We start from the raw sequence: 12,116 nt of genomic DNA, 5'->3' as shown, positions 1-12,116 counted from the left end.
TGTCTCCTACTTGAGGAAGGTCTTCCAGTCCGGCGCCTGCGCGGGGTCCAGACCGCGCAGCTTCGCCAGCACCTTCGGGTCCTGGGCGTCCAGCCAGTCGGCCACCTGCCGGAAGGAGACGCAGCGCACCCCGTCCCGGCGGCAGACGTCCTTCATGACGTCCTCGATGGCCTTCATGTAGATGCCGTCGTTCCAGTCCTCGAAGTGGTTGCCGATGAACAGCGGGGCGCGGCTGCCGTTGTAGACGCGCTCGAAGCCGTTGAGGTAGCCCTGGCGGGTCAGCTGCTCCCATTCGGGCTGCTTGGCCGGATCACCGTGGGTGTTGTTCTCGCCGGACTGGTTGTAGAGGAAGTTGAAGTCCATGGAGAGCACCTGACGGTCGCTCCCCGGGTACGGCAGGAGCTGCAGCGGGAAGTTCCAGATGCCGTCGATCTTGGACGGCCACAGCTGGAAGTCGCCGGGCGAGCTGGCGTCGTAGCGCCAGCCCATGGACTTCTCCGCGGGTATCAGCGCCTTCTGCCCCTCCAGGCAGGGGGCGCGGCCGCCGACCAGCTCCTTCTGGTAGTCGAAGGGCAGCGGGGGGACGTCCTTGAAGCCGGTGTTCGTCTTCCAGTTCTCGACGAAGGAGTAGGCCTGCGCCGTCTCCTGCTTCCACTGGTCGGTGCTCCAGTAGCCGCCCCCGCCCGGGCCGCAGAAGTGGCCGTTGAAGTGCGTGCCTATCTCGTTGCCCTCCAGCCACGCGGCGCGCAGCTGCTCCAGGGTGTCCTTGATGTGCGCGTCGGAGGTGAAGTCGATGGCCGCCTCGCCCGGCTTGTGGCCGGGCCCCTGGTACTTCTGCCGCTCGGACTTCGGCAGCAGGTAGATGCCGCTGAGGAAGTACGTCATCTGCGCGTTGTTCTGCTTGGCCAGGGCGCGGAAGCGGGAGAAGAGATGGTCGTCGTTCTCCAGCGCGCCGTCCCAGGAGAAGACGACGAACTGCGGCGGCTTCTCGCCCGGCTTGAGCTTCTCGGGCTTGGCCACCTTGGGCTGGGGGCCGGTGTAGGAGGTCGAGCCGTCGCCGAGGACGTGGACCTTGCCGTCCCACACCTCCTCCGGCTTCTTGGCACCGTCGGTGCCCGTCCTGGCCCCGGCCCGGGCATCGGAGGGGGCGGAGGCGTCCGCCTTGCGATCGTCCTTGCCTCCGTCGCCGTCACCGCTCATGAGCCCGACGACGAGCGCGGTCACGACGCACACGGAGCCCAGAGCCGTCGCACCGTACACAGACCTCTTCGACAACTTCGTACTCCCTGGCGCCAGTACATACGTTCAGGCGGTCAGTATCACAGGCTTGTGTGACAACTCCGTAGCAATGGGCATAGACAAACCCGAGACCATTTAGGTTAGCCTTACCTTCATGAGTTCTGCGCACCTCGCCGCGACCATGGCCTATGCCACCCCTCCCCTCTGGAGGGTTCTGACCAAATCCGGCTATTTCATGGGCCTGTGTGGTGCCATCGGTTTCACCCTCACGTACGCGGCAGCAGTACGCCCCGCCCTGCGCGCGCCGGAGAACGATCGCGGCGACGTCGCGGCCCTGCAGCGGCGGACGGCACTCTCCCTGGCGTGGGCCGGGGTGGTGCTGCTGGTGGCAGGCTACTTCCAGCTCGCAGCCCGGCTGGCCCGGGCCGGCAAGGGCATGCCGTTCGGGGACGCGCTCGCGCCGGGACGGATCCGGGACTTCCTGCGCGCCCCCGCAGCGAAAGGCACATGGGTGCCGCAGGGCACGATCTACCTGGTCCAGAACATCGCCCTCGTGCTGGCATCCGCCGCACTCATCGCCCTGTTCAGCCTGGGCGCACGCCGTCACCTCAACGCCCTCGCGCTGACCGCCCTGCCGCTGTCGCTCGCCGTGACGCTCATCGCAGCAATACCGGCCACCGCCCCCGCCGATACGAACAAGGTGCTCGATCTCGTCTTCGACCAGATCCACATCGTCAGCGGCACCGTGTGGATCGGTGGACTGGTCCTCCTCGTCGCCCTCGCCGGGGCCCGCCGCCACCTGAGCGAGAACGCCGGCCTGCTGTGGGCGGACATCTGGCGGCGATTCAGCCTCGTCGCCCTGGTCTGCGTCGGGGCAGTGCTGACGTCCGGCCTGTGGATCTCCTGGAAGCACGTGGGCAGCATCGGGCAGCTGTGGACGACGACCTACGGCCTCTTCCTGTTCGTCAAGACCCTGCTCGTCCTCGGCATGGTCGCGGCCGGCGCCTTCAACCAGTTCTGGCTGATGCCGCGCATCGCCCGCGCCCGCCGCGCCGACGCGACGGCCTCTCTCCTTCACCTGACGCTGCGGCACTTCCCGAAGGTCGTCTGGGCCGAGGTCGTGCTCGGAGTCGGCGTCCTGGCCGTCGTCCCCTTCCTCAGTGGCTCCGCCCGCTCCGCCGGTGGCCCGGCGCCCGTCGCGACCGGCAGCATCTTCGCCGTCGGCGCCGCACTCGTCCTCACCCTCGCCGCTTCGCTCTGCATGACGGCCAAGGCTTCCGACGCCCTCTCCCGGCGCCGGATCGCGTCCACGCCCTGATCCCGCGAGCGGGCCTGGGCCTGACCGCGTGTCGGGCCCCGGTCCTCATGACCGGCCGCGCCGGCACAGCTGGGCGGCGGTGGGCCGCTCGGGTGGGTGTCGTGGCGCCCAAGGCGACGACGCTCCCTGCTGTGCGGCGCGGCCGGGCCGCACCCGGTCGGTGGGTCAGCCGCCCAGGACCGTGTTGCCGGTGATCGTGTCGCCGGCTCCGTCGATGGTCACCGCGTGCCGCACGCCGTCGGGGCCCAGGACCACGACCCGCCAGCCACGGCCACCTCCCTGCTCGGCGACCGGGCTCAGCGATTCCACCTTGCCGCCGGACACCGCCGACGAGGCCTTGGCCACCGCGTCGGCCGCGCTGGTCGACGGCAACGGTGCCGGCGCCGCGTGGACGTCACGCCCGGTCTCCTGGCGACCCTCACGGCCGTCCTGGTTGTCCCGCTTGCCCCAGCCGTCCCGGCCGTCATGCCGTCCCCGGTCATCCGCAGCCGCCGTACGGCCGTGGCCATGGCCGTGGCCCTCTTCACCCTCGTGGTGATGGTGGGCCACCGCCGCCGCGGCGCCACCGCCGATCACCAGCACGGCCGCCCCGGCCGCGACCCAGCGCGCCGACCGGCCGCGCACCCACCGGCCGGCGCGGCCCGGAGCCGTACGCGTCCTGCCCGCGGCCTTCGACTCCTCCTGCGGCAACGTTTCACCCGTTCCCATGGACTCGCTCATGACACACCCCGATCCTCGCCAGGCCCGGGACGTCCCCGGGCGACACCGTGAGGATGTCCGTGCGTTGCTGAAGATCAGCTGAAGACCGGCAGACGCCGCTGGCTGTCCGTTCCGGCGAACCTGCGACCCTGGTGCGCATGCGAGTACTGGTGGTGGAGGACGAACGCCGGCTGGCCCTGGCGCTGCGGCACGGGCTGACCGCCCAGGGATTCACAGTCGACGTCGCCCACGACGGCCCCTCCGGCCTGGCCCGGGCCATGGACCACGCCTACGACGTGGTCGTGCTCGACGTCATGCTGCCCGGTCTCAACGGCTACCGGGTGTGCTCACGCCTGCGGGCCTGCGGCAGCGACGTCGGCATCCTGATGCTCACCGCCAAGGACGGCGAATGGGACGAGGCCGAGGCGCTCGACACCGGCGCCGACGACTACCTGTCCAAACCGTTCTCCTTCGTCGTGCTCGTCGCCCGCCTCAAGGCGCTGGCCCGCCGTATCGGCAGCCGCGCGCCCCGGCGCACCGTCCTGGGCGACCTCGTCATCGACTCCGCCGCCCGCACCTGCACGCGCGCCGGCACCGCGATACCCCTGACCCCCCGCGAGTTCGCCATCCTCGACCACCTTGCCCGCAGGGCCGGCGAGGCCGTCTCCAAGCGGGAGATCCTCGACGCCGTCTGGGACAGCGCCCTCGACAGCGACCCCAACACCGTCGAGGTCCACGTCAGCGCCCTGCGGCGCAAGATAGACACCCCCTTCGGGCGAGCCGCGGTCCAGACCGTCCGCGGCGCCGGCTACCGGCTGGCGGCCGACGGTGGCTGACCGGACCCCCGCCGGTGCATCCGCCGGCGCCGCACACCACCGCCTGCGCGCGGCCGCGCACCGCCACCTGGCGCGCCACCCGCGCGCCGCGGTGCTCGTCGACCGCCTGACACCACGCTCGGTCCGCGCCCGTACCACCCTTGCCGCCTGCGTCAGCGTCGCCGTCGTCCTCTCCGTGGCCTCGGCCGCCGTCGTCTTCCTGCTGCGCGTCAACCTGGAACGTACCGTCGAGGCCGATACCCGTGAGCAGGCCCAGGCTGTGGCCCGCCTCGCCACCGACGGCCGTCTCACCAGCCCGCTTCCCCTCGACCGCGGCACCGACTTCATCCAGGTCGTCGACGCGAACGGCGCGGTGGTCGCCGCCAGCCAGAACCTCACCGGCCGCCCCTCACTCGCCCCCGCCGGCCACCCCAACGGCCACAGCACCTTCAACCTCCGGGCCCGGGGCCACGCACACCACCAGCGCGTCACCAGCATCGCCGCCACCACACCCACCGGCCCCGTGACCATTTACGTCGGCGCATCCCTGCACACCGCCGACGCCGCCGAAGACCTCACCACCGCCGCCCTCGCCGTACTGAGCACGGTCCTGCTGTTCACCGTCGGCGCCCTCACCTGGCGCGCGACCGGCCGTGCCCTGCGACCGGTCGAGGCCATCCGCGCCGAAGTCGCCGCCATCGGGGACCGTGACCTGAACCGCCGCGTTCCCGAGCCCCGCAGCGACGACGAGATCGCCCGCCTCGCCGGCACCATGAACGCCATGCTCCAGCGCCTCGAAGCCGCAGGCACCCGGCAGCGCCGCTTCATCGCGGACGCCTCCCACGAACTGCGCAGCCCCCTGACCGTCCTGCGCACCCAGCTCGAAGTCGCCCTCGCCCACTCCGACCCCGACGTGCACACGGACCTGGTGGCCGGCGCCCTGGAGGACACCGAACGCCTGCAGGCCCTCGCCGCCGACCTCCTGCTCCTCGCCCGCCTGGACACCACCGACCAGGACTGGCCCGACGAACCCGTCGACCTCGCCGACCTGGTGCACACCACAGTCGCGGCCCGCGGCGCCGAACCCCACCCGGTCGCCGTCCACGCCCCGACGGCGATCACCGTCCCCGGCAACACCCTGTGGCTGCGACGGCTGCTGACGAACCTGCTCGACAACGCCCAGCGCCACGCCTGCAGGCACGTCACCGTCCGCCTCACCACCGACCGGGCCTCCGGCCACGCCGTCCTGGACGTGACCAACGACGGGCCGCCGATCGAGCCCGCCGACCGTGAGCGGATCTTCGAACGGTTCGCCCGCCTCGACGACGCCCGCAGCCGCGACGACGGCGGCACCGGCCTCGGCCTCCCGATCGCCCGCGACATCGCGGCCATCCACAAAGGCACCCTCACCGTCCTCGACGCCCCGGGAACGACTGTCTTTCGCACCCGACTGCCCATCCCGCCCCACCACTTCCGCGCCGGGACGCAGAGCAGCCTACGGCCGTCGTAGGCGGGGGAGAGGGCAGATGCGTTGGCCGCCCTCGACTGCAACAGTCGGCCCGGGCGCAATCTCGGTGAACCCCGCATCCCGTACCACCGGTAGCCCGCTTGCCGTCAGCTCCGACCAGTGCTCGGGGTCCGGCGCGGTCCGTACCGACAGCGCGAAGCCGTCCGCGCGCCAGGCGGCGCGCGCCTCATCGTCCAGCGCCCACCAGGCCAGTTGCGCGCCGTGCCCGGCCTGGGCCATGGCCTTGCCCGCGGTCATCTCCAGCGCCGGGTTCAACCAGAGCACCGGCCGCTCGGGAGCGGGCGCCGCCGGCGGCGCGGGGTCGTCCAGGTCCGTGCCCGACACCTGAAGTTTGACCAGCTCTCTGGGCCAGCCGTCCAGCGGTACCGGCGGGAAGACCCTCACCTCGGCGCTCTCGCCCGTCACCGTGATGCCCGGGAGGGTGGACGCCTTGCGCCACTCCGCGCCCCGCGCCCGCCGGACCACCTTGCGGATCCGGCCGTCCTGCCAGTCCCGTACCGCCCGGGTCCACTCGCCGTCCTCCGCGGTGGCGCGCTCGTCCGACAGCAGCGTCAGCACCGCACGGGCCGCCGTCTGGAGAGCGTCGGTGCGGGCGGGCGGGCGGTCCTTCTCCAGCCGCACGACGAGCGGCAGGACGAACTGCGGGGCGGCATCGCGCGGATCGGGGATGTCTGAGCCGGTCACGCCCCCAGTCTGCCAGCCGGCCGGATGGCGGTCGGCACCAGCTACCGTGAGGCGCATGAGGCTCAGGGGGGTCGGGCGCCGCTATGGACTCGGTGGCCCGTGGATACTGCGCGACGTCGACCTCGACGTGCCGGCGGGTGCGCTGCTGCGGGTCGAGGGCGCCAACGGCAGCGGGAAGTCCACGCTGCTGCGGCTGCTCGCAGGGGTCGACGCACCGGGCGCCGGCAGCATCACGGGCCGCCCGCGCACCGCGTACGTGCCCGAGCGCTTCCCACCCGCGCTGCCCTTCACCGCGCTGGAGTACCTGACCGGGCTCGGCCGCGTGCACGGCCTCGGCCGGGCCGCCGCCCGGTCCGCGGCCCGCGAGTGGCTCGACCGGTTCGGCATCGGCGAGCACACCCGTACGCGGCTGTCCGAACTGTCCAAGGGCACCAGCCAGAAGGTCGCCGTGGCCCAGGGCCTGCTCTCCAACCCCGAACTCCTCGTCCTGGACGAGGCGTGGACGGGCCTGGACCCGGCGTCGCGCACCGTCCTGGACGACGCCGTGACGGCACGCGTCGCCGCGGGCGCGACCGTCGTCTTCGTCGACCACGACACACGCCGTCTGGCGGGCGCGCCCGACGCCGTCTTCCGCGTGGCGCAGGGGCGGGTGAGCCCCGTCGCCGGGACCGGCCGGACGGAGCCGCGCGTGCGGGTCGAGGCCGAGGGGCCGTCCGGAGCGGAGCTGCCCGCGGGGCTGCCGGAGGGCACCGTCCGCGAACCGGCCGCCGCGCCCGGTGCCGTCCGGCTGACCGTCGCCGCGGCGTCCTCCGACGCCCTGCTGCGTGCCCTGCTGACCGCCCGTCCGCCGTGGCACATCCGCGCCGTGACGACCGTCGCCCCCGAGGGAGAGCGGAGCCGATGACCGCCCTGCTGAGCTATCAGACCGCCCTGCTGCTGCGCTCGCACCGCTGGCTTCCGCCGCTGCTGCTGTATGCCGCCTTCATGTTCATCGGCGTACGAACGGGTCAGCCGATCCTGGACTCCTTCGGCTATGCGGCCGCCGCACTCGTGCCGGTGACGGCCTGGCTGGTGCGGGTCTGCGTCACCAACGAGCCGGAGGCGGCCCGGGACTGCGCGGCCGCCGCCGCGGGGCCCTGGCGGGTGCACCTCTCCGCGGTGCTCACGGGCTTGCTGGCCTCGACGGTCGTGGGCGTGGCGGCAACCGCCGTCGTGGCGGCCATCAGCGAGCCGCGCAGCTCCGACCACCAGGTGGACGTGCCCGTCGGCGAGGCCACCGCGGCCGGCCTGGTGGCGGTGCTGACGTGCGTGCTGCTCGGCACGGCGGTGGGCGCCCTGTGCAATCGCCCGCTCCTGCGCAGCACGGCATGGGCGGTCCCGGCGACGGTGCTCGCCGCTTTCCTGGTCCTGTTCGCGGAAGGGTCGCCCGCGGAGGCGGCGGTGACGGGCATGGTCACGGGGTCCCTGGACGGGACGGTCAACATGGGCGTCCTGCCGCTCGCCGCGGCGGCGGTGTCTGCGGCTGTGGCAGTGGGGGTGGCGTGTGCGGTGAGCGGGCGGCGGGGGTGACGGTCACGGCGAAGGCCGGGAGCGGGGAATGAACCGCCGGACGGCCGCCGCCACCAGCCACCCGACCACGGCTCCCGTCACCACCAGCCCCACCGTCACGGCCGGCGGCACGCCTCGCGCGGGCTCGGGCCGCAGCCTGCCGGGGGAGGCACCTTGCGGCCCGGAAGCCGCCGGGACGGCCGCCACGGGCCGCGGCGCCTCCCGCGAGACGGACCGCACCGACCCGTCCGGGTTCAACAACACCCGTTCCTCGTGCGGACGGTCGAAGTCGAAGAGCCCGTCCAGCGACCCGGCCCGCGCGTCGAACGACGCGCCGCCGATCCGCCCCGTGTGCCAGTTGTCCTCGATGAAGCGGAGCACCGACGTCTGCTCGGTCGGCGTGTGGTCCACCGCGTCGACCCTGCTGTACGGCGAGATCACCAGCAGCGGCAGCCGCGGCCCGGGCCCGCAGCGGCCCGAGCGGCCGTCCGCCGGGGCGGGCCCCGCCTGGCACGCCGGGCTGTCCATGGGCTGTTTGCGGGAGCCGGTGACCGTGAGCCGGGAGCCGTTCGACGGCCGGGCGTAGGCGTGGTCGTACCAGCCGTCAGAGTCGTCGTAGGCGACCACGACCGCCGTGTCGGCCCACTGCGGCGACTCCTGGATCTTGTTGAGCCACTCCACCAGGAAGTGCTGTTCGTCGAGCGGGTCCGAGTAGCCCGCGTGCCCGTCCTGGTAGGCGGGTGCCTTCAGGAAGCTCACCGACGGCAGCCGTCCGGCGCGCAGGGCGGTGTCGAAGTCGGCGAGGTCGTAGGCGTGGTTGGCGCGCCCGGCGTGCCCGATCTCGGCGGGGGACGCCGGGGGCAGGTGGTGCGGGTTCGCTGTGGAGGGGTAGTACTGGAACGGCGCGTGGTGCGGCACGTAGTCGATGACCTGGGCGCCGCCGACGTTGGCGTGTGTGGTGCCCGAGCACGTGGCGTAGTGCCCCGGCTTGCCGTCCCACGCTGTGCTCGGCCGGAAGCCGCCCTGGAACCAGCCCCAGCTCACGCCCTTGTCGTTGAGCAGATCGCCGATGTTGCGCCCCTGGAGCGCCGCCAGGGCGCTCTTGCCCGTGTGGTCCTTGCCCGAGCAGTCGTCGTAGGCGGGCTCGGGGTCGTTGACGAGCGTGCCCACCCCTTGGGCGTCCGGCGCGACCACGGCGTACGCGTCGGGCTTCGCGGTCCGCTTCGGCGTCTGGGTGCCGGAGGCGGGGTCGGTGGAGTACACGCCCTGGGTCCGGCCGGAGACGAGGTTGACCGCGCCGGGTGTGGAGGGGCCGTAGGTCGTGCCGAAGGACCGGTCGCTCATGCTGAAGTGCTGGGCGTAGTTCCACAGCGCGGTGACGGTGTTGCCGTCGTAGTAGTCCATGACCAGACCGGGCTCCCCGAAAAGGTGGCCGGAGCACCTGCCGGAGTCGGTGTTCTCCACGAACCGGTCGGCCTTGCCGTCGTTCGCGGCGTACTGCTCGGGGCCGTAGGAGTGGTTCTGGTCGCAGGTGAGGGCCTGCTCGGGGCCGAGCCGCCGGGGCGTGTACGCGTTGGGGTTGTCCGTCAGCATCCCGGCGGTGCGCAGGTTGTCGACGCGTGCGGGCGTGTGGCGGACAGCGGTGAAGGGGGTGCCGTCGGTGTTGGCGGCCTGGGGGTAGGTGGCGAAGTAGTGGTCGAAGGAGACGTTCTCGTCGAAGACGACCACCAGGTGGGTGACGGGGGTCGCGGTCGCGACGGCCTCGGGCGAGGGTGCCGCCGCGCCTGCCGGGGGCGGCGTTCCGCAGGCGGCGGCGAGGGCAAGGAGCACCCCGCTGGTCACCCGTGCTCTCATGGGCCGCTCACCCCCTCCAGCAGCGCGCGCCCGTACCAGTCCGCGCCGTCCCGGACGCCGGGCAGCGTGAAGAAGTAGCCGCCGCCGAACGGGGTGACGTAGTCGGCCAGCGGCTCACCCGCCAGCCTCTTCTGCACGGCCGCGAACTGGCGCTCGGGGTCGCGCTGGTAGCAGCAGAACAGCAGCCCCATGTCGAGATTGCCGCCCGCGTCCACGCCCCGGTCGTAGCTGTAGGAGCGGCGCAGCAGCTGCTGGCCGTCCGTGTCCGGGGTGCGGGGGGCGGCGAGGCGGATGTGGCTGTCCAGGGGGATCACCTCGCCGGTGGGGTCGTGGGCGTAGCGCGGTGTGTCGGTTTCGTGGTCGCCGTCCAGCGGTGCGCCGGTGTCGCGGCTGCGGCCGAGCATCCGCTCCTGCTCGGCGAGGGTGACGCGGTCCCAGAACTCGACGTGCATGCGGATCAGCCGGACGACGAGGTGGCTGCCGCCGGTGTCGGTCCACACCAGACGTCTCATCAGGCGGGCGTCGCGGACGTCGGGGTTGGCGATGCCGTCCTTGAAGCCGAAGAGGTTGCGGGGGGTGCCGGTGGGGCGGGGCGGGCCGGTGAATCCGTCGAGCCGCCAGCGGATCTGCATGCCGCCCCGGGTGTGCCGGGTGAGGTCGCGCAGGGCGTGCAGCACGGTGTCGGTGTTGTCGGCGCACAGCTGGAGGGCGAGGTCGCCGTGGCACCAGGCCGGGTCGAGGTCGTCGTCGGGGAAGGCGGGCATGGTGCGCAGCAGGCGCGGGGCGTGGGGGGCGAGCCCGTAGCGGTCGTCGAAGAGCGAGGCCCCGGCGGAGAGCGTGATGCGGACGGCGTCCTCGCCCGGGACCCGCGGGCCGAGGATGCCGGAGTCGGGGGGCGGCGCGGTGATGCCGGCCGGGGGCGGCATTCCGCCGTCGGTCAGGAAGCGGGCGCGCCGGGTCAGGGTGCGCAGCAGGTCGGCGAGTTCGGCGCGGTCGGCAGCGGTGACATCGAGAGCGGCGAGGACGGTGGCGCGGGCGGGCGGGGTGAGCACGGCGGCCTGGTGCTTCCCGTGGAAGGGCACGGCGGTGAGCGGCGCGCGGTCTGCGACGTCCGCCGCGGCGGCTGTGCCGAGGCCTGCCGCGGTGCCGAGGCCGGCCGCGGCGCCGCGGAGGAACCCGCGTCGGTGCAGGGGGGTGACGGCGGGGCGCCTCACGCCGCTCTCCGGACGTCGCAGACGGCCGCGACGGAGGCGAGGCGCTCCAGCGCGTCGCCGATGTCGGCGGCGAGCCTTTCGCGCCGGGCGCGGGGCAGGCGGGCGGGCGGGGGCCAGGTGCCGCCGCGGCGTTGGCGGTCGAGGGTGTGCCGGGTGCGGGCCAGGCTCCGGTCCAGGGCGGGCAGCCCGGGGTAGCGGGTGCGCAGCAGGGGGCGGAGGCGGTCGAGGGCCTCGTCGGTGCCGTCGAGGTTGGCGCGGGCCGTGGCGAGGCCGGTGCCGCTGCCGTAGTCGGTGCGGCCGGTGAGCTCGAAGCGCTCGGTGTCCTCCAGGATTTCGTGGGCGCGTCGTCCGAGGTCGGCCGGGTCCATCCGGGTGTGGCGCCAGGTCTCGCGCAGGGTGCGGACGTCGGCGGCGAGCCGGTGGGCGGCGTGGCGCAGGCCCGGGGCGTCGGTGTCGTGCCACAGGCCGTACTCGATGCGGTGGAAGCCGGTGAAGTGCCGGTCGTGCACCCCGCCGGGCAGGCCGGCGGTCGTGCGGTCCACGGCGTCGGCCGCGGCGCCGAAGGCCCCGTAGGCGGCGCCCATGCGCGCGTACGCCAGGTGGGCGGCGAGCCAGGTGCGCCGGGCCGCGGCGCGGTCACCCGAGTCGACGGCCGTGCGCAGGGCCGCGGTCCGGGCGACCAGGTCGTCCAGGCGCCGCGCGATCCGGCGTTGGTAGTCCAGCGCGGGCGGGATCAAGTCCCTTGAGGTGACGGGTACGGCGGCGGGGCCGCTGCCGCCGCCCTCGGCGATCCGTACGGTGGGTCCCGTGACGGCGTCGGCGTCGTCGTGCAGGCAGACAAAGGCGTACGTGCCTTTGCCGAGCCGAGCCCGCAGGACGCGGGTGGTTCCCGGCGCGACGTCCTCGGTCTCGCCGTACACCGCGCCGGAGCGCGCGTCCTGGAGGCGGACTTCGGCGGCCGTGCCGGAGGTGTTGTGCAGGGCGAAGGCCTGGAGACCGGGCCGGGGCCGCGACCATCCGCGGCCGCACGCGCCGGGCGAGACCTCGACGGCGGTCCGGGGCAGTGGGTCGGCGGGCGGCGCGGCCGGGGGTGCGGGGCCGCGGTCCGGGGAGCCATACGCCCAGAGGGCCAGGGCCAGCGCGCCCGCGCCCAGCAGGGCGCCGCACACGGCCGAGGCGCGCGGCGAGCGGGGGCTGGGCCCGGAACCCGGCACGGC

General features: G+C 73.6%; 11 protein-coding genes. 5 read left to right on the top strand and 6 right to left on the bottom strand.

From position 1 onward, the window contains the following. Window positions 1-6 precede the first annotated feature (6 nt). Window positions 7-1,275: a polysaccharide deacetylase family protein gene (locus tag FHS39_RS23395; protein ID WP_221463136.1), complete on the bottom strand. Its 1,269-nt coding sequence runs from the start codon at window positions 1,273-1,275 to the stop codon at window positions 7-9. Between the two features lie 118 nt (window positions 1,276-1,393). Between FHS39_RS23395 and FHS39_RS23390 the strand changes: the two genes are divergently transcribed. Continuing rightward, a complete protein-coding gene (locus tag FHS39_RS23390; protein WP_184351407.1) occupies window positions 1,394-2,557 on the top strand; it encodes a copper resistance D family protein in 1,164 nt (387 codons plus the stop codon). Window positions 2,558-2,722: 165 nt separating this feature from the next. On the opposite strand, the gene FHS39_RS23385 is transcribed toward FHS39_RS23390, so the two are convergent. Continuing rightward, a complete protein-coding gene (locus tag FHS39_RS23385) occupies window positions 2,723-3,277 on the bottom strand; it encodes a hypothetical protein (protein WP_184351406.1) in 555 nt (184 codons plus the stop codon). Between the two features lie 137 nt (window positions 3,278-3,414). Here FHS39_RS23385 and FHS39_RS23380 point away from each other — a divergent pair, with 137 nt between their 5' ends. Together FHS39_RS23380 and FHS39_RS23375 are read left to right on the top strand one after the other, a co-directional pair. After that, on the top strand, window positions 3,415-4,092 hold the full coding sequence (locus FHS39_RS23380) for a response regulator transcription factor (protein ID WP_184351405.1): 678 nt from the start codon (window positions 3,415-3,417) through the stop codon (window positions 4,090-4,092). Continuing rightward, entirely contained in the window at window positions 4,085-5,581 is a 1,497-nt protein-coding gene (locus tag FHS39_RS23375; RefSeq protein WP_343069709.1) for an ATP-binding protein, read from the top strand. The genes FHS39_RS23380 and FHS39_RS23375 overlap by 8 nt, the downstream gene beginning before the upstream one ends. On the opposite strand, the gene FHS39_RS23370 is transcribed toward FHS39_RS23375, so the two are convergent. Then, window positions 5,567-6,340 (bottom strand): peptidyl-tRNA hydrolase, encoded by a 774-nt coding sequence (locus FHS39_RS23370; RefSeq protein ID WP_184351404.1) that lies wholly within the window; start codon window positions 6,338-6,340, stop codon window positions 5,567-5,569. The two genes, FHS39_RS23375 and FHS39_RS23370, sit on opposite strands and share 15 nt — an antisense overlap. Between FHS39_RS23370 and FHS39_RS25580 the strand changes: the two genes are divergently transcribed. After that, the gene (locus FHS39_RS25580; protein ID WP_246470430.1) at window positions 6,339-7,187 is read left to right on the top strand and encodes an ATP-binding cassette domain-containing protein; all 849 of its coding nucleotides are present in this window, start codon (window positions 6,339-6,341) and stop codon (window positions 7,185-7,187) included. The two genes, FHS39_RS23370 and FHS39_RS25580, sit on opposite strands and share 2 nt — an antisense overlap. After that, window positions 7,184-7,852: an ABC transporter gene (locus FHS39_RS25575; protein WP_246470429.1), complete on the top strand. Its 669-nt coding sequence runs from the start codon at window positions 7,184-7,186 to the stop codon at window positions 7,850-7,852. Before FHS39_RS25580 ends, FHS39_RS25575 begins: the two co-directional genes overlap by 4 nt. Before the next feature lie 3 nt (window positions 7,853-7,855). On the opposite strand, the gene FHS39_RS23360 is transcribed toward FHS39_RS25575, so the two are convergent. The 3 genes from FHS39_RS23360 to FHS39_RS23350 are packed head-to-tail and all read right to left on the bottom strand — an operon-like array spanning window position 7,856 to window position 12,113. Beyond that, a complete protein-coding gene (locus FHS39_RS23360; RefSeq protein ID WP_184351403.1) occupies window positions 7,856-9,685 on the bottom strand; it encodes a phospholipase C in 1,830 nt (609 codons plus the stop codon). Then, a complete protein-coding gene (locus FHS39_RS23355) occupies window positions 9,682-10,899 on the bottom strand; it encodes a Dyp-type peroxidase (protein WP_184351402.1) in 1,218 nt (405 codons plus the stop codon). Before FHS39_RS23355 ends, FHS39_RS23360 begins: the two co-directional genes overlap by 4 nt. Next, entirely contained in the window at window positions 10,896-12,113 is a 1,218-nt protein-coding gene (locus FHS39_RS23350; RefSeq protein WP_343069707.1) for an imelysin family protein, read from the bottom strand. Before FHS39_RS23350 ends, FHS39_RS23355 begins: the two co-directional genes overlap by 4 nt. Window positions 12,114-12,116: the final 3 nt, after the last annotated feature.

This window comes from Streptomyces olivoverticillatus (assembly GCF_014203555.1).
Taxonomy (GTDB): Bacteria; Actinomycetota; Actinomycetes; order Streptomycetales; family Streptomycetaceae; genus Streptomyces; species Streptomyces olivoverticillatus.
The sequence above is the reverse complement of the archived record's forward strand: the minus strand, read 5'-3'. Positions and strand labels throughout refer to the sequence as shown.

Bases quoted from the DNA above. Each gene is read 5' to 3' on its own strand.
- FHS39_RS23390 (WP_184351407.1), top strand. From the start codon at position 1,394: ATGAGTTCTGCGCACCTCGCCGCGACCATGGCCTATGCCACCCCTCCC.
- FHS39_RS23385 (WP_184351406.1), bottom strand. From the start codon at position 3,277: ATGAGCGAGTCCATGGGAACGGGTGAAACGTTGCCGCAGGAGGAGTCG.
- FHS39_RS23380 (WP_184351405.1), top strand. From the start codon at position 3,415: ATGCGAGTACTGGTGGTGGAGGACGAACGCCGGCTGGCCCTGGCGCTG.
- FHS39_RS25580 (WP_246470430.1), top strand. From the start codon at position 6,339: ATGAGGCTCAGGGGGGTCGGGCGCCGCTATGGACTCGGTGGCCCGTGG.
- FHS39_RS23370 (WP_184351404.1), bottom strand. From the start codon at position 6,340: ATGCGCCTCACGGTAGCTGGTGCCGACCGCCATCCGGCCGGCTGGCAG.
- FHS39_RS25575 (WP_246470429.1), top strand. From the start codon at position 7,184: ATGACCGCCCTGCTGAGCTATCAGACCGCCCTGCTGCTGCGCTCGCAC.
- FHS39_RS23360 (WP_184351403.1), bottom strand. From the start codon at position 9,685: ATGAGAGCACGGGTGACCAGCGGGGTGCTCCTTGCCCTCGCCGCCGCC.